This window comes from Pedobacter miscanthi, assembly GCF_032678605.1.
In the GTDB taxonomy this organism is placed as follows: domain Bacteria; phylum Bacteroidota; class Bacteroidia; order Sphingobacteriales; family Sphingobacteriaceae; genus Pedobacter; species Pedobacter miscanthi_A.
Map to the genome: position 1 here is coordinate 477,877 of NZ_JAVTSU010000001.1, position 21,080 is coordinate 498,956.

Consider the following 21,080-nt stretch of genomic DNA (forward strand, 5'->3'; position numbering starts at 1 on the left):
GGCAAAAATATAGACTATGGAATACGTTGTAATTACATTTTTATGCATGGCCATCCTGCTCTACTTTTTATTGGGAGGGGCCGATTTTGGTGCCGGGATTATCGAACTGTTTACTTCAACAAAAAACAGGAGTAAAACCCGAAAAACCATGTACCAGGCCATTGGTCCGGTTTGGGAGGCTAACCACATGTGGCTAATTATTGCCATAGTAATCCTTTTTGTAGGTTTCCCGCATATTTATACCACCATGTCGGTTTACCTGCATATTCCATTGGCCATTATGCTCATCGGGATTATTGCCCGAGGTACCGCTTTTGTATTCCGTCATTATGATGCTGTAAAAGATGATATGCAGTGGCTCTACAACCGGATTTTTAGGTACTCTAGCTTTGTTACGGCATTGTTCCTCGGGATTATTGCAGGAAGCCTGATTTCTGGCCATATTAATCCGCAGGCAACCGATTTTTATACCGCTTATATTTCGGGATGGTTAAATTGGTTTTCTGTTGCTGTAGGCTTCTTCACAGTTGCATTATGCGGTTTCCTTGCAGCAATTTATCTGATAGGTGAAACGAAGGAAGCGCATGATAAACGCCGTTTTATTAAAAAAGCCGAATTTATGAATGTTGCTGCGGTAGTTTTTGGTGCCATGGTATTTATTGCGGCACAGCGTGATAAAATTCCTTTGGTTGATTGGGTTTTTAAAAGCAATGTTGGGTTATCGGCTATTATTTTGGCCAGTTTATCCCTGGTATTGTTATGGTACCTGTTGATTAAAGGTAAAACAAAAGTTTTACGCATTTTAGCTGGCTTCCAGGTAACAATGATCCTCCTGGCGATAAGTTATGCCCACTTCCCGAATTTTATCCGTTTAAAAGGTGGAAATACAATTTCGCTATTGGAAACCGTTGGACCTGAAAAAACCATTTATAGTTTAGGTTTAGCACTTTTGTTGGGTAGTATATTGATTTTACCTTTTTTGGGGTATTTGTTTTATAAATTTCAGAAGAAAGAGGAGTAATGCCGCTTGTTGTCGTGCTGAGGTACGAAGCATCTGCAACCAATGAAACAGATGCTTCGTGCCTCAGCATGACAGCATATTCAGGGTTGCTCCAAAAAAAAAGAGCACCTGTTTCCAAATGCCCTTTTATAAACCGATTTAAAAATATTTATCTACAACCCACCTTTTCTGTTCGATTTGGTTTGAACCGGCCATGTAGATGGCTTTCCGGTACGTTCGTTAACCGGTAAATCCGTAGCTTTTTCGTTCGAAGTTTTTTCAGGATCTTCTGATGCCATATACACCATAATGGCAGCTAAAATTACATTGCTTCTGATTTCATCGAAAACCAATTTGTCGTAACTGTCGCGGTTGGTATGCCAAGTATAAGTGCCGTAATCCCAGCTGGTAGAACTTAATGAATAACCAAGGGCTCCTGCAGCTACAAATGAAGCAAAATCTGATCCGCCTGCGCCAGGTGTTCCAGGGAAACTGGTTTTGATCTGGTTTTTAATGGTATCAGGTACTGCGGCCAACCAACGCGTGATGTAGTCTTTTGATTTCGCAAAACCCTGTCCGCCAATATTTACTACACGACCAGTTCCATTATCCTGGTTAAATAAAGCCTGTAAATTGCCAACAATCTCGGGATGATCTTCTACGAATGCCCTCGAACCGTTTAAGCCCTGTTCTTCGCTTCCCCAATGGCCAACTAAAATGGTACGTTTTGGGTTAGGGTAAATTTTCTTCAAAATGCGCATGGCTTCCATCATTAAAATGGTTCCCGAACCATTATCGGTAGCACCGCTTGCACCATCCCACGAATCGAAATGTGCCGAAAGCATTACATACTCATTCGGTTTTTGTGTTCCTTTTATCTCTGCAATGGTATTAAAGGTTGGCACAGCGCCTAATTTTTTCGAATCTGCCTCAATTTTAAGCTTCGGTTTGTCGCCATTTAATGCCAAACGGTAAACCAGTCCATAATCTTCAACAGATAGATCCAAAGTTGGTACTTTTGTGGTATTTGCCCCAAAAATCTTATCTACACCAAAACCTTGCGACCAGTTATTGATTACTACAGCCATCGCACCTGCATTTTCTAAAGCTACAGGAAGTGTTTTAGCGGTTAAGCCTGTTTTGGCCAGACTAGCTGTCCATGCTTTTGCTGCTTCAGCTTTTTCTTTTTTAAATTTTTCGAAAAGGTCTTTTGTGGCAAATTCTTCCCAGTTTTTTTCTGGTCGGCCAGAAAGCTGGTTCATAGAAATCAATACGATTTTACCTTTTACATTCGGCAACCATTTCTGAAAAGATACCGAATCTGTTATTGCCGGAAGGATAATTGCTTCGGCATTAATGGCTTTGCCATTGGTTGATGGGCTCCATGCCAATTGTGTGCCTTCTAAAGTGCGTACCCGCGGACTTACCAGATCGATATGGGTAATGCCACGTTCCCAACCAGCCCATTCGCCCCATTTTTCGTTCTTGGCAGAGATACCCCAGTCGCTGTATTTTTTTACAGCCCAATCATTGGCCTGTTTCATTTGTGGGGAGCCAACCAAACGCGGACCAACAACATCAAGCAATTCGTGAGCAAGTTTCTCTAATTGGGAGTTTTCGTTTACTTCTTTAACAATATTATCGATTACTTTCCGGTCTTGCGCAAAAACGCTGGCCGAAGCGCACAGGAATAGTGCAGAAAATAGTAGTTTTTTATTCATAATTAGTTAGGGTTGATTATTTGATGCGCTAATTTATGGAATTAGCGGTATGGTTGGAGAAGTTAATGGAAATGTTGCAGTTGAGTTGTGGTGTCAGCTGTTACCAGCTGACACCAGTGGAATCTTGAATGATTCACTAGGTTTAAAGGTCAGATGGGAACATCTGACCTCACAAATTTTGCTAAAGACTACTCTTCTGTATCTTATCATGAAATGGCAGATATTCCGAAAGTGCAGCAGATCCATACCAGTTATATAATTCTGGTTCTAATAATTTGGCTTTAATTGCCGGATCGCTTTCTAATAACTGTTTGGCTTCTTCGATCGATTTTGTGTTTAAAATAAAAATACCGCGGTAATTTTTATCGTTTTTACCCAACGGTCCGGCAACTACTAGTTTTTGCATTTCGACCATTTTGCCCATGTTAGCCATGTGACCTGCAAATAAACTATCAGACTTGGCTTTGGTTTCTGTGGTATTGGTGCCTGATTTAAGCATTACTAAAACATACATTTTCATTCCATAATTATCGGCGCCGAGTTTTTTTGCTAAAGCTTCGTCGTAAGGGGCTTTAGCTTTTTTTTCTTGTGCATAAACAGAAATAATAGCTGTGATGAGGAAGGTGAATAATAATAGCTTTTTCATCTGATTTTTAGTTTGGTTAAGCTAAAAATAAGAAAAATTGTAGTGTCTTTCCTCACCGCCGGAAGGGCTCTTTCTTTTTTCTTGATAAAAAAGAAACAAAAAATCAAGGCTCGCGAACCTTTGTTGCAAATCCTAAATAAATCTTTAGGCGTAATCCTAAGCCGCGAGAACGTTTGTGGTTTTTGTTTGTTTCTGCAACACTCGTAGGATTTCTTGCTTCAGTGCTTATTGAAATGGAAAGTAACAAAGATTTATTTGCATTTACTGCCAAATCTTCTGATGCCGGATGCGGACTTCGGAAAGGTTGTGGTGGGATAAGTTTGCTCCAATTCCCCTCCATTATAGGGGTGCCCGAAGGGCGGGGTGGTTGTAGCACTCGCTGGGAAAATCCCTCAAAAGAACCACCGTCCCATATTAACTAAACCTGATTGCCGCGGTCCCGATGTAAAATCAGGAGAAACAAAAAGCAGGACTGAATTAACCGAAGTTCTCCAAGCCCTGCTTTTCTAAATATTATGAATCCATTTTTTTGCATCCAGCCCAATGAACCAATGCCTAATGAACTACTGAACTATTTTAATTACTCATCATTTTAATAAAAGCGCTCAATTTAGCTTTCATTGCCCTTCTATCAACAATAAAATCAAGGAAACCGTGTTCTAACACAAATTCTGCGGTTTGGAAACCTTTTGGCAGATCTTTTTTAATGGTTTCTTTAATTACCCTCGGACCAGCGAAACCGATTAATGCACCTGGTTCGGCAATATTAATATCGCCAAGCATCGCATAAGATGCCGTTACACCACCTGTAGTAGGATCGGTTAATAAAGAAATATAGGGAACCTTAGCTTGAGCCAATAAGGCTAGTTTAGCCGATGTTTTAGCCATTTGCATCAATGAAAATGCGGCTTCCATCATACGGGCGCCACCTGATTTAGAAATCATCAGGAACGGAACTTTATGTTTAATGCTATAATCGATTGAACGGGCAATTTTTTCACCCACAACTGAACCCATAGAACCGCCGATGAAAGCGAAATCCATACAGGCAATAACAAGATCTTGTCCTTCAATTTTACCAACACCTGCACGGATAGCGTCTTTTAGACCTGTTTTAGCCTGACTTTCTTTAATCCTATCGGTATAAGGTTTGTTATCATTAAAGTTTAACGGATCACCTGATGTTAAGTTAGGGAAAAGCTCTTTAAACTCGTTATTATCAAATAAAACCTCGAAATATTCTTTTGAGCCTACCCTCAGGTGGTAATCGCAGTAATGACAAACGTATTTGTTTTCCTGAAGTTCTGCCTGATGTAGCGGTTTCTTACAATTTGGACATTTATTCCACAAACCATCTGGTGCTTCTTTCTTCTCTTCTGTTGTGGTAATGATACCTTTATTCTCTCTTTTAAACCAAGCCATATAATTTTTTAAAGAATTGGATTGCAAAGAAACGAAAAATATAATTAAGATAAAGAATTACAATCATTAATAACCAATGATCAAATCACAATCATCAAACTTGCCAGGCGTTTAGTATGGTTTGATAATTGATCATTGCGATTTGATTATTTGCAGAGGTGTGTCTTTTTTACACTAAGGATAATGTGTATTTTACACTAAATAGGCCTTATTTTGCTGTTAGGCAAATAATTCTGTTGTTACAAAAGCTTGGAATGTTATTTTTTTTTATAACTTCGGACTTAATAAAATTAACAAGAAATGAGTTTAAAAGGCTACAAAGGCGTAATTTACGGAGATGCCGTTCAAGAATTGTTTGAGCAGGCTAAAAAACATCAGTTTGCTTTACCAGCAGTAAACGTAACCGGTACCAATACGGTTAACGCGGTATTGGAAACTGCAAAGGCAGTAAATTCGCCTGTTATGATTCAGTTATCAAATGGAGGTGCACAGTTTTATGCTGGTAAATCTTTAGATAACGAGAAATTGCAAGCATGTATTTTAGGTGCTGTATCGGCAGCTAAACATGTACATTTATTGGCAGAACATTATGGTGTTGCTGTGGTTTTACATACCGACCACGCGGCTAAAAAATTATTGCCTTGGATTGACGGACTTTTAGACCACGGTGAAAAATTCTTCGCTGAAACCGGAAAACCTTTATTTTCATCACACATGTTAGATTTATCGGAAGAATCGATCGAAGAAAACATGGAAATTTCTGCTAAATATTTAGCCCGTATGGCTAAAATGAACATGACTATCGAAATCGAACTTGGTGTAACAGGTGGTGAAGAAGATGGTGTTGATAATAGTGATGTAGATAGCTCTAAATTATATACTCAGCCTAGCGAAGTAGCTTATGCTTACGAAGAATTGAGTAAAGTTTCTCATCGTTTTACCGTTGCAGCCGCTTTTGGTAATGTACACGGTGTTTATAAACCAGGTAACGTAAAATTACAACCGGTAATTTTGAAAAATTCTCAGGATTTTATCAAAGAAAAATTCAGCTTAACTGCAGAGAAACCAATCAATTTTGTTTTCCACGGTGGTTCTGGTTCTACACAGGAAGAAATCAGAGAAGCAATTTCTTACGGTGCAATTAAAATGAATATCGATACTGATATGCAATGGGCATTTTGGGAAGGTATTTTAGAATACTATAAAAAGAACGAAGCTTATCTTCAAGGCCAGATTGGTAACCCTGATGGCGATGATAAACCAAATAAAAAATACTACGATCCACGCGTTTGGTTGCGTAAAGGCGAAGAAACTTTTGTGAAACGTTTAACTACTGCTTTCGAAGATCTGAACTGTATCAACGTTAACGACAAACTTTAATTAAGTTGAAAAGTTGTAAGGTTGGAATGTTTTAATGTTGCAACTTTCAAACCTTACAACATGCAAACGTTTTTAACATTACAACGTTAAACAAAAGCGCCATGGGTTTAAAAACTTATGGCGCTTTTGTTTGTTTTATGGTTATATTTAAGCAAACAAATTGTAATGGCAAAATCTAAAACTGAAACTAAAAGAAATAATTTTTTCGAGAAATTCGCCAATGCGGCAACCAAGTTTACCGGTAGTTCTGCTGCGTTTATCAGCGCAACCGCTATTGTCGTTATTTGGGCATTGAGTGGCCCGATATTCAATTATTCTGAAACCTGGCAATTGGTGATCAATACTGGGACCACAATTATTACTTTTTTAATGGTTTTTCTGATCCAGAAGGCGCAAAATAAAGATGGTAAGGCAATTCAGTTAAAACTGAACGAATTAATTGCCGCACAACAGGGTGCAAGCAACCGAATGGTGGATATTGAAGACCTGAGCGAGAAAGAATTGGATCAATTACATAAATTTTACGTTACGATTGCCACACTTGCCAAAAAAGAGGCCGATATTCATTGTTCGCATTCGATAGATGTAGCAAAAGAGCTCAATGAATTGAAATTAAAATCGAATAAACACTTTAAACACCACGATAATGAGTCTACTAGTTCAAAAAGTTAACCACCCAGAAGATTTAGATAAAGTATTTGCTATACGTAAAATTGTATTTGTAGACGAACAAAATTGCCCGCCGGAGCTGGAGTGGGAGCATGAAGATGAATCAACACATTTTCTCGCTACCAACAACGGGCAGCCTTGCGGTGCCTGCAGGTGGCGTAGAACAGATGCTGGTTATAAACTGGAGCGTTTTGCTGTTTTAAAAGATTTTAGGGGGCAAGGTGTAGGCCGTGCGTTAATTGCAGAGGCTTTATCAGACCTGCCGGAGGACGCGCATTATATTTACCTTAACTCGCAGTTAGATGCCATGAGTTTGTATGCCAAATTTGGTTTTGTAGCTGAAGGAGATCAGTTTGAAGAGGCAGGTATACAGCACTTTAAAATGGTGAAGAAGGTTTAAAGATAATTTGCCACGGAGACACGGAAAGCACAAGGCATTCAACGAACAATCGTCATTGCGAGGCACTGCCTGTTCCGACTCTTCGGAAAAGCAATCTTAAAGCGATCGCTGGCTCTGAGTTATTTATCCACCCATAGTAGTAGGATTGCTTCGTGCCTCGCAATGACGCACGCTAAAAATCACTGTCGAAATAACTTGATTAAATTAAGATGGAAAGGGGAGGATGTGTTTATATCATGACAAATTCTTTTAATACTGTTTTTTATACTGGTGTAACTTCTGATTTGCCCGGCAGGATTTGGCAACATAAAAACAACGAATTCCCAAAAAGCTTTACTTCAAAATTTAAATGTTATAAGTTGGTTTACTACTCGTTTTTCTCTGATATCGAAGAAGCTATTGACGAAGAAAAAAGAATAAAGGGAGGCAGTCGCCAACAGAAAATAGATTTAATTGTATCTGTTAATCCAAATTGGCTTGATTTATATAGTGGATTGAATGAGTAGATTCCGTCATTGCGAGGTACTGCCTGTTCCGACTCTTCGGAAAAGCAATCTTAAAGCGATCGCTGGATCTGAGTTATTTATCCACCCATAGTAGTAGGATTGCTTCGTGCCTCGCAATGACGACTTTGGGCAGGGAGTGGATATTAATAAATTAAAATCTTATTAGGAGTTCGTTTATCCACCTATAGTAGTAGGATTGCTTCGTGCCTCGCAATGACGACTTTGGGCAGGGAGTGAATGATAACAAGTTAAAGTTGTGTTACGTATTTGAGATAATTTACCTACCCATAGTTGTAAGATTGCTTCGTGCCTCGCAATGACGATCCTTGAGAAAAACAATCCTACCCAAATATCTTCCCTGATAAAGCCATTGCCTCATTCCATTTATCCATATTCAGGTTTAGATTTTCTCCTTTTGCATTCAAAAAACTGATCACATCTTCGGTCGCAATATTACCGGTAAGGTCATCAGCAGCCATTGGGCAACCACCAAAGCCTTTTAAGGCTGAATCTATACGTGTTACGCCCGAAAGATAAGCAGCCTCTATTTTTTCGAAATGTTCGGCAGGAGTGGAGTGTAAATGAATGCCAATTTCCGTGTTATTAAATCGCGAAATTAGCTTCGGTAATATACTTTCTATCTTTTCAGGTGTAGAAACGCCAACGGTATCAGCCAGCGACAAAATTTCAACGCCTTTACCTACCAGCACATCTGCCCATTTTTCTGTAATATCGTAATTCCATTCATCTCCGTAGGGATTTCCAAAACCCATGGATAAGTAAACAACGGCTTTTTTATTATTTTTTGCACATAAAGAAAGCATTTCTTCAACTGTATTTAGTGATTGTGTAATGCTTGAATTGGTATTACGCTGCTGGAAGGTTTCAGAGATAGAAAAAGGAAAGCCAAGGTAATCGATCTCCTGATGCTTTACAGCGTCTTCTACGCCCCTTAAATTGGCTACAATGGCTAAAAGTTTGGTAGAGGTGCTGCTCAAATCCAATTGTGCTAAAACTTCTGCTGTATCGGCCATTTGCGGAATGGCTTTAGGCGAAACAAAACTTCCAAAATCTAGCGTATCAAAACCCACCTGAAGTAAAAGGTTCAAATACTCGGCTTTAAGTGCCGTTGGAACAAAATCATGCAATCCCTGCATGGCATCGCGTGGACATTCTACTAATTTGAATTTATTTTGGCTCATATTTTTGGCTAGTGGAATTTTTAGCAAAATAAGGAAAGAATTCGATATTTATGGGTGATGGTTCATGGTTAGGGTGGTTGATAGCCGTGGTGCATAAATAGCAAATGGTTTTCTAGTTAATGGTCAAATAGTAAAACGGCTCATAAGGCTATTGCCTGACCGACTTGTCAAATCAATTAACCAATTACAACCATTAACCTGTAAGCTATAAACCAACAACTATGAACAACCAGGTCTGTGGAAATTCACCAATAAACTAATGAACCAATGAACTACTGACTAATGAACTACCGACTAATGAACTAATGAACCTCACTCTTCACTTCCTCTCTATAATCAACACTTCGATCTTTTGCAAAGGTTCTGATAATTAAACGGGTTCCTCTATCATAACTGAAATAACTCCAAACCCAGTTTACGAAAACGATAATTTTATTACGGAAACCCACTAAGGTCATTAAGTGCACAAACATCCAGGTAAACCATGCGAAAACGCCCTGGAAACGAATTTTACCAATATCCACTACCGCTTTATTTCTGCCTACGGTGGCCATTGATCCTTTATCGAAATATTTAAATTTCTCCAGAGGTTTATTTTCTTTAATGTTGATCAGGTTTTTAGCCAGATGATGTCCTTGTTGTATGGCTGCAGGCGCAACTCCTGGGTGACCATTTGGTGTTTCCTCATCAATAATGGCAGCAACATCGCCAATGGCATACACATTCTGATAGCCCACTACTAAATTCTGCATATCGGTTTTTAATCTTCCTCCACGAACTACTTCAGCCTGGTCTAAACCAGCTAAAACTTCGCCTTTAACACCAGCACTCCAGATTACGGTAGCGCTTAAAATCGCTGGTTTATCCTGTAAAGTGAGTGTATGACCATCATAACCCAGTACCCGGGTTTCATTCATCACCTGAACGCCCATATCGGTAAGGAAATCTTTTGCTTTTTTCTGTGCCTGTGGCGACATTACCCCCAATAATTCTGGTGAATTTTCTACTAAGTAAATATTTACCTTACTTAAATCCATTTCAGGGTAATCGTTTGGAATAACATGTCTTTTCAGCTCTGCAATAGCGCCTGAGGTTTCAACCCCTGTTGGACCGCCACCCACTACCACAAAGTTTAACAGTGCACTTTTTTTATCTGCATTTTTTTCGATCAGCGATTTTTCGAAATTCTGTAAAATCAAACTTCTTAAATCCAACGCTTCGGGGATCGATTTCATGGGCATAGAATTGGCCTCTATTTCTTTATTGCCGAAGAAATTACTGGTAGAACCTGTAGCAATCACCAGGTAATCGTAATTAACCCTGCCAATATCGGTTTGCAAACAGTTTTCTGCCGCATTTACTTCAGTAACTTTGGTTACACGGAAAATGAGGTTTTTTTGTCCCCTGAAAATCTTACGTAAGGGAAAAGCGATCGAATCGGCTTCTAATCCTCCAGTGGCTACCTGGTAAAGTAACGGCTGAAAAGTATGATAGTTATGTTTATCGAGCATAACCACCTGAAAAGGTTTGTTTTTTAAACGTTTAGCTAACTCAATCCCACCAAATCCACCACCAACAATAACTACTCTGGGGTATTCGCTTTTCGGAAGTTGTAAATCCATTCTGTATCGGTTTATCTATTGCTAATGTAACAAAAAGGTAGCCAAAAGGTTTAAAAAATAGGGTTTTGGCAGTTATTCTAACTTAATAAAGAAGATATAACGTTGGTATGACGAAACGGGATTTTATAGGTTTCTCCGCACTGTTTTAAGTTAATTAAACCTGATGGCAGTGGGCATCCCGATCCTTCATCGGGATAAAACGAACAGCAGGGCTATCGGAACCGAAAAGCTACGGGTATTGCTTTTCAAAAACCTCACCCTGTTTAAGTTAGAAGATAGGCCAGGGTTCATTAGTCTCTCTCCTTGAGGAGAGGGACAGGATAAGGCAGTAGGTAATCCCCACTTTTTATAACATGGGTTAAAATTAGATTGTGTTATCTTCCAGGTTATATAGAATAGTTTGGTTAGTACAAAAGATTAAAAAAAATGGTTGAAAACACAACACCTTGTTTCCCTCTCTTGGGGGAGAGGGATGGCACTTCAGCATAAATATTCCAAACATTCACAGGGTGAGGTGCACAAAAAAAGCGCCCCGATAAATCGGAGCGCTTATATATTTTAAGAAATTTAATCTCTTATTTTTTCTCGGCTGAGCTACCCAAATCGATTACGATAGGAGTAGAGATACATAATGATGAATAGGTACCGATGATACGACCGATTAACAATGCGAAGATAAATCCACGGATGCTATCGCCACCGAAAATAAAGATTACCAATAACACGAAGAATACGGTTAATGAGGTTAAGATGGTACGACTTAAGGTACTGTTTAACGCAAAATTAATTAAGTTGTTACGCTCTTCGCCATGTAAATCCTCTTTACCAGATTCTTTTAATTTCTCACGGATACGGTCGAATACAACAACTGTCTCCGTCATGGTGTAACCCATTACCGTTAAAATTGCTGCGATAAAATCCTGACCGATTTCTAATGAGAATGGCATAATACCATCTAAAATGGTGTAGAAAGATAATACCATTAACACATCATGGAATAATGCGATTACCGCACCTAAACCATACTGCCATTTTTTAAATCGTACAACGATGTAGATAAACATGAATAAACATGAGATCAATACGGCATAGAAAGCACCGTTTACAATATCGCTTGCGATAATCGGCGTTACTTTTTGTGAACTTACGATTTCATATTTCGAACCTGCTAAACCTTTGTTTAAGGCATCTTCTACAACTTTATCAGTTTTAATATCCTGATCTTCGATGTGGAAAGTAGTGGTAATTTTAACCTGGCTGTCTTCACCTGCAGTTTTAACCTCTGGCGTTTCATTACCGAAAGCAGGAGTTAATTTAGATTTTAAATCTTCAGTATTAACCGATTTATCGAAGTGGACTAAATAAGTTCTACCACCTTTAAAATCAACACCAAGGTTTAAACCACCATTTTTGAAGTACATACCAATACCAGCCAAAATAATGATGGTAGAGATGATGTAATAAATTTTACGACGGCCAACAAAGTTGAATGCTAAGTTTTTAAATGCGTTGCGGGTTAAGTTATTATCGAAGTTGATTTCGATTTTACGTGTTAAGAATGAATCGAAAACTACTCTTGAAATGGCTACGGCAGCAAATAAAGATGAAAGGATACCAATACATAATGTAGTTGCGAAACCTTGAACCGGACCGCTACCGAAAGCATAAAGAATAGCACCTAAAATGAATAAGGTAACGTTTGAATCGATAATTGAAGGCATTGCATGTTTAAAACCTTCTTTAATGGCAACACCAATGCTTTTACCATGTGCAAGTTCTTCACGTACACGTTCGAAAATCAGGATGTTTGCATCAACCGATAAACCGATGGTTAATACAATACCGGCAATACCAGGTAAAGTTAATACGGCGCCTAACGATACTAAAATACCGATAACGAAGAATAAGTTGATTAACAACGCAAAGTTAGCAACCCAACCTGCACGGTGATAATACAACGCCATGAAGATTAAGATTACAATAAACGCAATTACGAAAGAGATTAAACCATCGTGGATAGCTTGTGCACCTAAAGTAGGACCAACAATGTAGCTACCTGCAATACGTGCAGGAGCAGGTAATTTACCCGCTTTTAAAATGTTTGATAAATCTTTAGTATCTGCCTGTGTAAAGTTACCAGTGATAGAAGATACACCGCCAGCAATTTCATTCTGAACGGTAGGAGCAGAATAAACCTGGTTATCTAATACAATAGCAATAGATTTTTTGTTATTTGGATCAGCAGCAGCTTCAGCAGTAATTTTTTTCCATTTAGCAGAACCTTCGCTGGTCATGTACATGGTTACTTCTGGTTTGCCTTTCTGATCAAAATCTGCACGCGAATCGCTGATCGCCTCACCACCTAAATCTGGTTTGCCATCAGCACTAACCACTTTAATGGCATACAATTCGAAAATTTTAGAACCTTCTCTTGGTTTAACGCTCCACATAAATTTCATCGTAGATGGAATTGCAGCAGCAACCTCAGGCATTCTTAAATATGCATTAACTTTTGCAGTATCTTTTTGTAACGACATACCAACTACTGCACCTGGCATTAATTGTTGTTGTCCGTTTTGTCCTTGATAAATTGGAAGATTAAGAACAGCATATAATGGGTTAGATTTTGCTAACTCCGCTCTAACGGCTGTAGAATCTTTTTTACCTAAACCGGCAAGTTTACCACCTTTAGCAGTAGTATCTTTAGTAGCAGCTTTTTCTAATCCTGCTAATTTACCACCAGCAGCCGGAGCAGCAGTTGTATCTTTAGTTGCAGGCGCATCAGCTTTTAATGTTGAAGCTAAAGTTTTATTAATGTTTTCTAACAAAGGTGCAACTTCCTGTACCTGGTATACCTGCCAGAATTGTAATTCGGCAGAACCTTGTAAAAGTTTAGCAATACGCTCTTTATCCTGCACACCTGGCATTTCGATTAAAATACGGTTACTGCCTTCTTGTTTTTGCATGTTCGGACTTACTACTCCGAAACCATCAATACGAGAACGTAATACTGTAAATGAGCGATCGATAGCGCTGGTTGCTTCTTTTTCTAAGAAAGATTCAACATCGCCATTGCTTGCGTTTGGTTTTAATTGCGAAGCATTGTCCTGATTTGAAAAGAAATCAGCAAGTTTTACACCCGGACTTAATTTTTCAAATTCGTTAACGAAGATTTTGATGTAGTCTTTACCGCCAGCGTTTAACTGGATCTGTGCGTTTTGAACTGCTTTATTGAAGTTGGCATCAGTAGGGTTACCCGCTAATGATTTTACCAGTTCAGCTAACGATATCTCCATCGTTACGTTCATTCCGCCTTTTAAGTCTAAACCCAAGTTAATCTCTTTGGCTTTTACTTCCTGATAGGTAAATCCAACAAGTGGATAAACTTTCTCGGTACTCATCGAATCTAAGTAAGCCTTTTCTTTGGCTAAGTCACCTTTCGCATAGTTTTTTGCGTCTTTTTCTACCTTGGATGCTACCAGAGTAAAAGAAAGTGCATACGCACAAACGATAGCCAATACTATCGCTATAAACTTAATAAAACCTTTTCCTTGCATTGTTTGTTTAAAATAATTTTGTCTTTCGCTGTTTTTTAACAAGTCGGCAAATCTAATTAAATTTTTAAATTATAGAACCCCTTAATTGATAATTTATTAACATTAATTTTTATCGGGCAATAATCTCATTTTTTGTCTGCTAATCGTTTTACTAAATACTTACATTTTGATGCCGCCAAATGATTGGGAAAGCAGGTGCTGCACTTTTGGCTTTGGTTCGGTCCTGCTAATGGGTACGTCATTGCGAGGAGGAACGACGAAGCAATCTTATACGATTGCTTGGTAAGCCTGTGTTTTAAGATTGCTTCGTCGGCTGAAAAAGCCTTCTCGCAATGACGAGCGGAAGGATTAAATCCGTTCTAAAACCTCAAAAGTATAATCGTATTTATTTTTCTCGTCTGCCTGATGGGCTTCACTGCTAATCACTTTCCACTCGTTCCGGTCAATTTCAGGAAAAAAAGTATCTGCATCAAAGTTATGATGGATGGTGGTTAAATAAAGTGTGGTGGTTTTGGGTAAAGCCTGTCTGTAAATTTCTGCCCCGCCTACAATAAATACCGGTTTTTCTTCCGTTTTGGTAATGGCTAAGGCCTCATCCAGGCTATTTACCACTTCAACACCTTCGATTTTTAATTCAGTGTCTCTTGTAATTATCACATTCCTGCGGTTTGGTAAGGGTCTGCCAACAGAATCGAAGGTTTTCCGACCCATTATTACGGTATGGCCTGAAGTAGTTTGTTTAAAAAACTTTAAATCGGCTGGCATGTGCCATAAAAGCTGGTTGTTTTTACCAATTGCGTAATTTTCGCCTACTGCTACGGCGATAGAAAGCGAAGGGCTTTTTGGTTCATTGGTCATTAGTCATTTGTTTATTGGTGTTTTGCAAGGCGTATAAAGCATGGTTTTTAAGGTCAGACTCCAACATGCATCAACAGTGAGTTAAAATTTGTTTAGGTTTTTGCCAATGTACTTAATATAAGCATTTAGTTTTAAATGGATAGTTTGTAGTTCTGCATAAAGTTCTGAATAACAATCTTCAGATATTAAATTCCTGTTTTTTGATTTCCTCAGAAATGATTTTACTTCTAAGATTGAACCCCGGCTGTAATAGCAAAAGTTTTTGTTCTCTTTAAAATGATGCCGACCATATCCTTCGGCAATGTTTGCACTGATAGAATCGGCCGCCCGGCATATTTGTTTTCCTATGGTATCTTTTGCGAAATAATCCCATCCCATAACGATATCCCAGATTTTATCAGAAATCAGTTCTGAAAGATTATAGACTTCTAAATCCTCTAATTTATAATTCATTTTTTTCAATTTAAGTGAATTTATATATCGGGATGATTTATAAAAATCAGATGTTCTATTCTGCACCCAAACAAATGAACCAATGGCTAATGACCAATGAACAAATATTATACTGCTACAATACCTTTTATATGCGGATGTGCTTCATAGTTCTCCAAGGTAAAATCTTCAAACTTAAAATCGAAGATGCTTTTTACATCAGGATTGATTTTCATGGTTGGAAGCGGTTTAGGCTCACGGCTTAATTGTAAATTGGCCTGTTCGATATGGTTATTGTATAAATGGGCATCACCAAGGGTATGGATAAAATCTCCGGCCTGTAAACCGCAAACCTGCGCCACCATCATGGTAAGCAAGGCATAAGAGGCAATATTAAAAGGAACACCCAGGAAAATATCGGCACTGCGCTGGTACAACTGGCAGCTTAATTTTCCATCGGCTACATAAAACTGAAAAAAAGCATGACAAGGGGGCAAGGCCATATTTTCGATTTCGGCAACATTCCATGCTGAAACAATGATCCTGCGCGAATCGGGATTGTTTTTTATGGTGTTGATGATATTCGTAATCTGATCGATATGCTGCCCATCGGGAGTTGGCCAGCTTCTCCACTGCGAACCATAAACCGGCCCCAGGTTGCCGTTTTCATCGGCCCATTCGTCCCAGATACGTACACCGTTATCTTTAAGGTATTTAATATTGGTATCGCCGGTTAAAAACCAGATCAGTTCGTGAATGATAGATTTTAAGTGCAGTTTCTTCGTGGTTACCATCGGAAAACCTTCTTGCAGGTTAAAACGCATTTGATAACCAAAAACGCTTATTGTTCCGGTTCCGGTACGATCGTGTTTTTGAGCGCCATGATCAAGCACATGCTGCATTAAATCTAAATATTGTTTCATACACCCCAAACCCCTTGAGGGGCTTTTAAATTGTAAATAATTAATAAAATACAAATATCTAAAATTTATCAGGTGTTGTAAATCATTTTAATGTTTAATTGTTAACATCGGTTGGGGGAATTATGGCATGCCATCCGGATGTTTAATTCCGGTTTGTAGTCACGGCGTGAAGCCGCGACCTACATAAAATTTGTATGTTTGCAAAATGGGCCGGTTGCTGGTTTCGGCACATGGACTCATGACTTAAGACTCACGACTCAGGACTAACATGTTATCTTTTCCCAACGCAAAAATAAATTTAGGTTTAAATATCACCGAAAAACGTGCCGATGGTTACCATAACCTCGAAACTGTTTTTTATCCGGTTAATATTAAGGATGCGGTAGAAATTACCGATGCGCAGGTAACCTCATGCAAAATACATGGCATTGATATTCCTGGCGATCCGAACGATAACCTGTGTTTTAAAGCTTATCAATTGGTGAAAAGGGATTTCGATATCCCCGCACAGCAAATCAATTTGTTGAAAAACATTCCGGTAGGAGCGGGTTTGGGGGGAGGATCGGCAGATTGTGCTTTTCTGATCAAATTATTAAATGAAAAATTCAGTTTAGACTTATCAGCTGGTAAAATGGAGGATTACGCCCGCCAACTAGGTGCGGACTGTGCTTTCTTTATCGAAAATAAACCTGTTTACGCATTTAATAAAGGCGATGAATTTGAAAAATGCGAAGTAGATTTGTCAGCGTGGTTTAAAGTTTTGGTAAAACCACCCGTACATGTGAGCACGGCCGATGCTTATGCCCATGTAAAACCGCAAAAGCCTTTGCAATCGTTAAAAGAAATCATACATTTGCATCCAACAACATGGAAATATAAGGTTATTAACGATTTCGAAATATCAGTTTTCGCAAAATATCCCCAAATTCGTCAAATAAAAACCAGTTTATACGATGCAGGCGCAACATTCGCTTTAATGAGTGGTAGCGGTTCGTCTGTTTTTGCATTGTTTAGCCATCCGGTTAAATTGCCTGAACTGGAAAAAAACAATATAGTTTATTATCATATTTAAATAGAGCTTAAAGGTTAAAGCAGAAAGACTAAAGCAAATGCGTCTTGATTCTTGATACTAATACTCGATACTAACAAGATGAACATTAATCTAGTCCGCAAGAGCGGTAAATTTAATTTTGAGGCAGAAAACGAGAGCGGTTTTACCGTAGAGTTGGATGCTAAAGCCGCAATAGGTGGCGAGGGAAAAGGTTTCAGGCCAATGGAAATGCTTCTTATTGGATTAGGTGGCTGCAGTGGGATTGATATGGTAAATGTATTAACCAAACAAAAGGAACCCCTTGATGATGTTAAAATCGCGATTAAAGCAACGCGTAAAGATGAAGAAATGCCTCCGATTTTTGATGTAATCGATATTCATTTTGATCTTTTTGGCGATTTAAGCGTGCAAAAGGTAGAACGTGCACTAGCCATGACTTTCGATAAATATTGCTCGGTATCGAATATTTTAGGCCGTTCAGCAACCATTAATTTTACTTATAATATAAATAGTATCAAGTAGCAAGTATTGAGTAGCAAGATAAGTTATTGATAATCAATACTTGCTACTTGATACTCAATACTTGCTACTTGATACTCAAATCTTGATACTAAAAATGAAATCCGAAAATTTTGAAACCATAGCCATACGCACTCAAACCGAACGCAGTTTACACAAAGAGCATTCATCGCCGATTTACCTTACCTCTAGTTATAAATTTGAAGATGCGGAAGAAATGCGTGCCTTATTTGCAAACGAAAAAGAAGGAAACGTTTATAGCCGTTATTCAAACCCGAATACGTCAGAGTTTATCGATAAAATGTGCCTTTTAGAAGGTGCAGAAGACGGCTTTGCCACTGCAACCGGTATGGCGGCTATTTTTACCACGTTTGGTGCTTTTTTGAAAAATGGCGACCATCTGGTTTCCAGCCGTTCGGTTTTTGGTTCTACACACCAATTGTTAACCAATGTTTTTTCTAACTGGGGCGTAACTTTTGATTATGCTGATTTAGATAAACCACAGGATTGGGAAGCACTGATTAAACCCAACACCAAAATGATTTTTGTGGAGACGCCATCCAATCCGGGTATCGACATTATCGACCTGGAATTTTTAGGCGATCTGGCTAAAAAACACAATTTGTTACTGGTGGTTGATAACTGTTTTGCGACACCTTATTTACAACGTCCGATTGAGCTTGGCGCACACATTTCTATCCATTCGGCTACCAAATACATCGATGGACAAGGGCGTGTGTTAGGTGGTATTATTTTAGGTACTAAAGCATTAATTGCTGAAGTGGTGGGTTTTGCCCGTCACAGCGGACCAGCACTTTCGCCTTTTAACGCCTGGATTTTGTCTAAAAGCTTAGAAACTTTGGCCATCCGTATGGATCGCCATTGCGAAAATGCTTTAAAGGTTGCCGAATACCTGGAAAAACACCCGAAAATCAAACTGGTGAAATATCCGTTTTTACCATCTCACCCGCAGTATGCAATTGCCAAAAAGCAAATGAAACAGGGTGGTGGTATTGTAACCATTGTGGTTGACGGAGGAATAGATGCAGCCCGTAAGTTTATGGACCGCTTGGAGATGTTTTCTATCTCTGCAAACCTTGCCGATACACGTTCTATTGCCACACACCCTGCAACCAGCACGCACAGCAAACTTACCGAAGAGCAACGTAATGAAGTAGGTATCGAACAGGGCTCTATCCGTTTATCAATCGGTTTAGAGCATATTAACGATATTTTAGCGGATATTGAGCAGGCGTTGGCGTAATCTGCAATCAAAATATATAAAAAAGGGAGGTGTATTATACATAAGGTTGTCATCCTGAGCCTGTCGAAGGATCTATCATAGCGTTTCGACAAGCTCAACGTGACAAGTTTTAAGAGATACAAGGCTTATGATACAACCTCCTTTTTATTCTAACTATTCCTATTCGTATTTTGAAAAGTCTACTGCAAATATGCAACGGTTAACCTGACTGCCATTATTGGCACCAGCGTTGGGTTCGAATTCTGTTAAACTCCATAAGTATCCATATTGTGCTTCAAGATATAACGATTCGGAGCCATAAGGCCACCTGTACCGAACGGTATTGGTATCTCCATCGGTATACCTTGCCAAACGGGCGGTAGATCCGTACGATTCGCCGGGTGATCCGGTACAAGAAAGCCAGGTCCGGTTTCCTTTTCTAAAAACGCCCTGTATGCCATGAGCATGATCGGAAGTAAACAGACTGTTTTTAGGGATTACTGTTTGTATACCGGAGTTTTGCAATTCACCAGAGGCATTGATCGGAAATCCGAATATTTTGGGTACAATGGAGGCATCAGCACTGCCAGCATAATATTGGCCCGTCCATAACTGGTTGTTCTCGTAATTTACCTGTACGGTAGAAAACGGACCAGCATTATTGATTTTATAATAACCTATCTGTGGGAGGATATACCTGTAATTAAAGGCATAAAGGTTACCACCGGCATCTTTACCACATTTATTTTCGGTGCCGGTTCCAGCGCTTACTTCGATAATTTTATCTAAATCGAATACCCTTAAGCCTAAACTTGTGCTGCTTAAATAAATTTTGCCATTAAAATAAGCGATTCCACCTGCATGTACATTTAATGGTGCATAAGAGCCGTATTGTGTATAATCTAACGTTCCGGTTGGCAGGGTAGGCTGTACCAGTAAAATGTGCCTGTAAGTTAAGTAAGTGGCCGAACTCGGACTGATGTCGATAAGGCTTATCCTCAATCCTTTGGGCTCTGCCGCATCTTTGGCATACCAGCTCACCAGCAAATAACGCACACCATTCCTGGAGAAGCCGGCGATACCCTGTGGGCGCCAAATAGAAGTGGTTTCATCATCTTCATTCCATCTAATACCCCTTACCCTGTTTTCTTCAGGCACGTTAAAGCCGTATACTTCAGTGTAAGAACTCCCGCCAATCGCCTGGCGGTTTTTATCCAGTTGTGTTGGGTTTAGAAAAGTAAAACCGGTGTTAATGTAAGCCGAAGTATTGGTGTAGGCATTTACACTTACAGCCGCGCTCACTGCTGAAGTAGCCATCAGCATATTTTTGTTTTGAGCCGTTGCGCTGCCCTTTTCTTCAGTTATAGTGTTCTTTTTGCATGAAAATGCGAACAGGCAGGAGGCTAACAGCATCCAGATGATGTTTTTTTGCATGAGTTTATAAGGTTGATTGTTCTGGTTAAATTGGAGCAAGTTTAAAGGGTTGATGTAAACTTAAAGCCGAAACCGTGTTAAGGATTGGTTATGTTTAGTGCTGTGGCTGATTAGGTTATATCCCGGTCGATTAATGCAGAAAGGGGCTTCAATGCTATTTAAAAGTACCTCCTAAGACCAATTTGCTGTTCCGAAGTACAAAAAGGTACTTCGGAAGTAGAAAGAACAGGCCCGGAGGTACAAAAAGGTACTTCGGAAGTAGAAAGAACAGGCCCGGAGGTACAAAAAGGTACTTCGGAAGTAGAAAGAACAGGCCCGGAGGTACAAAAAGGTACTTCGGAAGTAGAAAGAATAGGCCCGGAGGTACAAAAAGGTACTTCGGAAGTAGAAAGAATAGGCCTGGAGGTACAAAAAGGTACTTCGGAAGTAGAAAGAATAGACTTCGTTCAATAAACAGGATCATTTGAGATAAATCCGTAGTGAAGCGGAGCAAAA

General features: G+C 39.2%; 18 protein-coding genes. 8 read left to right on the plus strand and 10 right to left on the minus strand.

Annotated features, from left to right (window positions below):
* The first annotated feature begins 16 nt into the window (after window positions 1–16).
* Window positions 17–1,021 carry a cytochrome d ubiquinol oxidase subunit II gene (locus tag R2R28_RS01745; RefSeq protein WP_316823981.1) on the plus strand — a complete coding sequence of 335 codons (1,005 nt, stop codon included), beginning with the start codon at window positions 17–19 and terminating at the stop codon, window positions 1,019–1,021.
* A 152-nt stretch (window positions 1,022–1,173) separates the two neighbouring features.
* Here R2R28_RS01745 and R2R28_RS01750 read toward each other — a convergent pair whose 3' ends face one another.
* From R2R28_RS01750 to accD, 3 genes are all read right to left on the minus strand, one after another.
* Window positions 1,174–2,721: a M20/M25/M40 family metallo-hydrolase gene (locus tag R2R28_RS01750; protein WP_316823982.1), complete on the minus strand. Its 1,548-nt coding sequence runs from the start codon at window positions 2,719–2,721 to the stop codon at window positions 1,174–1,176.
* 181 nt (window positions 2,722–2,902) lie between these two features.
* A complete protein-coding gene (locus R2R28_RS01755) occupies window positions 2,903–3,367 on the minus strand; it encodes a YciI family protein (protein WP_316823983.1) in 465 nt (154 codons plus the stop codon).
* A gap of 576 nt (window positions 3,368–3,943) precedes the next feature.
* Entirely contained in the window at window positions 3,944–4,789 is an 846-nt protein-coding gene (gene accD, locus R2R28_RS01760; RefSeq protein WP_316823984.1) for an acetyl-CoA carboxylase, carboxyltransferase subunit beta, read from the minus strand.
* A 300-nt stretch (window positions 4,790–5,089) separates the two neighbouring features.
* Here accD and fbaA point away from each other — a divergent pair, with 300 nt between their 5' ends.
* The 4 genes from fbaA to R2R28_RS01780 all read left to right on the plus strand — a co-directional run bounded on the left by fbaA (window position 5,090) and on the right by R2R28_RS01780 (window position 7,744).
* Window positions 5,090–6,169, plus strand: coding sequence for a class II fructose-bisphosphate aldolase (gene fbaA, locus R2R28_RS01765; RefSeq protein WP_316823985.1), 1,080 nt, complete (start codon window positions 5,090–5,092; stop codon window positions 6,167–6,169).
* 165 nt (window positions 6,170–6,334) lie between these two features.
* Complete coding sequence (locus tag R2R28_RS01770; RefSeq protein ID WP_316823986.1) at window positions 6,335–6,841, plus strand: low affinity iron permease family protein; 507 nt, start codon at window positions 6,335–6,337, stop codon at window positions 6,839–6,841.
* The gene (locus R2R28_RS01775) at window positions 6,816–7,238 is read left to right on the plus strand and encodes a GNAT family N-acetyltransferase (RefSeq protein WP_316823987.1); all 423 of its coding nucleotides are present in this window, start codon (window positions 6,816–6,818) and stop codon (window positions 7,236–7,238) included. The genes R2R28_RS01770 and R2R28_RS01775 overlap by 26 nt, the downstream gene beginning before the upstream one ends.
* Before the next feature lie 209 nt (window positions 7,239–7,447).
* On the plus strand, window positions 7,448–7,744 hold the full coding sequence (locus R2R28_RS01780; protein WP_316823988.1) for a GIY-YIG nuclease family protein: 297 nt from the start codon (window positions 7,448–7,450) through the stop codon (window positions 7,742–7,744).
* A gap of 341 nt (window positions 7,745–8,085) precedes the next feature.
* On the opposite strand, the gene R2R28_RS01785 is transcribed toward R2R28_RS01780, so the two are convergent.
* The 6 genes from R2R28_RS01785 to R2R28_RS01810 all read right to left on the minus strand — a co-directional run bounded on the left by R2R28_RS01785 (window position 8,086) and on the right by R2R28_RS01810 (window position 16,338).
* A complete protein-coding gene (locus R2R28_RS01785; RefSeq protein ID WP_316823989.1) occupies window positions 8,086–8,946 on the minus strand; it encodes a hydroxymethylglutaryl-CoA lyase in 861 nt (286 codons plus the stop codon).
* Window positions 8,947–9,248: 302 nt separating this feature from the next.
* Window positions 9,249–10,568 (minus strand): NAD(P)/FAD-dependent oxidoreductase, encoded by a 1,320-nt coding sequence (locus tag R2R28_RS01790; RefSeq protein ID WP_316823990.1) that lies wholly within the window; start codon window positions 10,566–10,568, stop codon window positions 9,249–9,251.
* 575 nt (window positions 10,569–11,143) lie between these two features.
* Window positions 11,144–14,125 (minus strand): protein translocase subunit SecDF, encoded by a 2,982-nt coding sequence (gene secDF, locus R2R28_RS01795; protein WP_316823991.1) that lies wholly within the window; start codon window positions 14,123–14,125, stop codon window positions 11,144–11,146.
* 348 nt (window positions 14,126–14,473) lie between these two features.
* Entirely contained in the window at window positions 14,474–14,983 is a 510-nt protein-coding gene (locus R2R28_RS01800) for a dihydrofolate reductase (RefSeq protein ID WP_316823992.1), read from the minus strand.
* 81 nt (window positions 14,984–15,064) lie between these two features.
* On the minus strand, window positions 15,065–15,436 hold the full coding sequence (locus R2R28_RS01805) for a four helix bundle protein (protein WP_316823993.1): 372 nt from the start codon (window positions 15,434–15,436) through the stop codon (window positions 15,065–15,067).
* Between the two features lie 107 nt (window positions 15,437–15,543).
* Complete coding sequence (locus R2R28_RS01810) at window positions 15,544–16,338, minus strand: thymidylate synthase (RefSeq protein WP_187591051.1); 795 nt, start codon at window positions 16,336–16,338, stop codon at window positions 15,544–15,546.
* Between the two features lie 268 nt (window positions 16,339–16,606).
* On the opposite strand from R2R28_RS01810, the gene ispE reads away from it, so the two are divergent.
* The 3 genes from ispE to R2R28_RS01825 all read left to right on the plus strand — a co-directional run bounded on the left by ispE (window position 16,607) and on the right by R2R28_RS01825 (window position 19,172).
* Window positions 16,607–17,410 (plus strand): 4-(cytidine 5'-diphospho)-2-C-methyl-D-erythritol kinase, encoded by an 804-nt coding sequence (gene ispE, locus R2R28_RS01815; RefSeq protein WP_316823994.1) that lies wholly within the window; start codon window positions 16,607–16,609, stop codon window positions 17,408–17,410.
* A 78-nt stretch (window positions 17,411–17,488) separates the two neighbouring features.
* On the plus strand, window positions 17,489–17,911 hold the full coding sequence (locus R2R28_RS01820) for an OsmC family protein (protein ID WP_316823995.1): 423 nt from the start codon (window positions 17,489–17,491) through the stop codon (window positions 17,909–17,911).
* A gap of 94 nt (window positions 17,912–18,005) precedes the next feature.
* Window positions 18,006–19,172, plus strand: coding sequence for a trans-sulfuration enzyme family protein (locus R2R28_RS01825; protein WP_316823996.1), 1,167 nt, complete (start codon window positions 18,006–18,008; stop codon window positions 19,170–19,172).
* Between the two features lie 159 nt (window positions 19,173–19,331).
* Here R2R28_RS01825 and R2R28_RS01830 read toward each other — a convergent pair whose 3' ends face one another.
* Window positions 19,332–20,585: a hypothetical protein gene (locus R2R28_RS01830; RefSeq protein ID WP_316823997.1), complete on the minus strand. Its 1,254-nt coding sequence runs from the start codon at window positions 20,583–20,585 to the stop codon at window positions 19,332–19,334.
* Window positions 20,586–21,080: the final 495 nt, after the last annotated feature.

Coding starts and splice junctions, on each gene's coding strand:
- R2R28_RS01745 (WP_316823981.1), top strand. CDS start 17: ATGGAATACGTTGTAATTACATTTTTATGCATGGCCATCCTGCTCTAC.
- R2R28_RS01750 (WP_316823982.1), bottom strand. CDS start 2,721: ATGAATAAAAAACTACTATTTTCTGCACTATTCCTGTGCGCTTCGGCC.
- R2R28_RS01755 (WP_316823983.1), bottom strand. CDS start 3,367: ATGAAAAAGCTATTATTATTCACCTTCCTCATCACAGCTATTATTTCT.
- accD (WP_316823984.1), bottom strand. CDS start 4,789: ATGGCTTGGTTTAAAAGAGAGAATAAAGGTATCATTACCACAACAGAA.
- fbaA (WP_316823985.1), top strand. CDS start 5,090: ATGAGTTTAAAAGGCTACAAAGGCGTAATTTACGGAGATGCCGTTCAA.
- R2R28_RS01770 (WP_316823986.1), top strand. CDS start 6,335: ATGGCAAAATCTAAAACTGAAACTAAAAGAAATAATTTTTTCGAGAAA.
- R2R28_RS01775 (WP_316823987.1), top strand. CDS start 6,816: ATGAGTCTACTAGTTCAAAAAGTTAACCACCCAGAAGATTTAGATAAA.
- R2R28_RS01780 (WP_316823988.1), top strand. CDS start 7,448: ATGGAAAGGGGAGGATGTGTTTATATCATGACAAATTCTTTTAATACT.
- R2R28_RS01785 (WP_316823989.1), bottom strand. CDS start 8,946: ATGAGCCAAAATAAATTCAAATTAGTAGAATGTCCACGCGATGCCATG.
- R2R28_RS01790 (WP_316823990.1), bottom strand. CDS start 10,568: ATGGATTTACAACTTCCGAAAAGCGAATACCCCAGAGTAGTTATTGTT.
- secDF (WP_316823991.1), bottom strand. CDS start 14,125: ATGCAAGGAAAAGGTTTTATTAAGTTTATAGCGATAGTATTGGCTATC.
- R2R28_RS01800 (WP_316823992.1), bottom strand. CDS start 14,983: ATGACCAATGAACCAAAAAGCCCTTCGCTTTCTATCGCCGTAGCAGTA.
- R2R28_RS01805 (WP_316823993.1), bottom strand. CDS start 15,436: ATGAATTATAAATTAGAGGATTTAGAAGTCTATAATCTTTCAGAACTG.
- R2R28_RS01810 (WP_187591051.1), bottom strand. CDS start 16,338: ATGAAACAATATTTAGATTTAATGCAGCATGTGCTTGATCATGGCGCT.
- ispE (WP_316823994.1), top strand. CDS start 16,607: ATGTTATCTTTTCCCAACGCAAAAATAAATTTAGGTTTAAATATCACC.
- R2R28_RS01820 (WP_316823995.1), top strand. CDS start 17,489: ATGAACATTAATCTAGTCCGCAAGAGCGGTAAATTTAATTTTGAGGCA.
- R2R28_RS01825 (WP_316823996.1), top strand. CDS start 18,006: ATGAAATCCGAAAATTTTGAAACCATAGCCATACGCACTCAAACCGAA.
- R2R28_RS01830 (WP_316823997.1), bottom strand. CDS start 20,585: ATGCAAAAAAACATCATCTGGATGCTGTTAGCCTCCTGCCTGTTCGCA.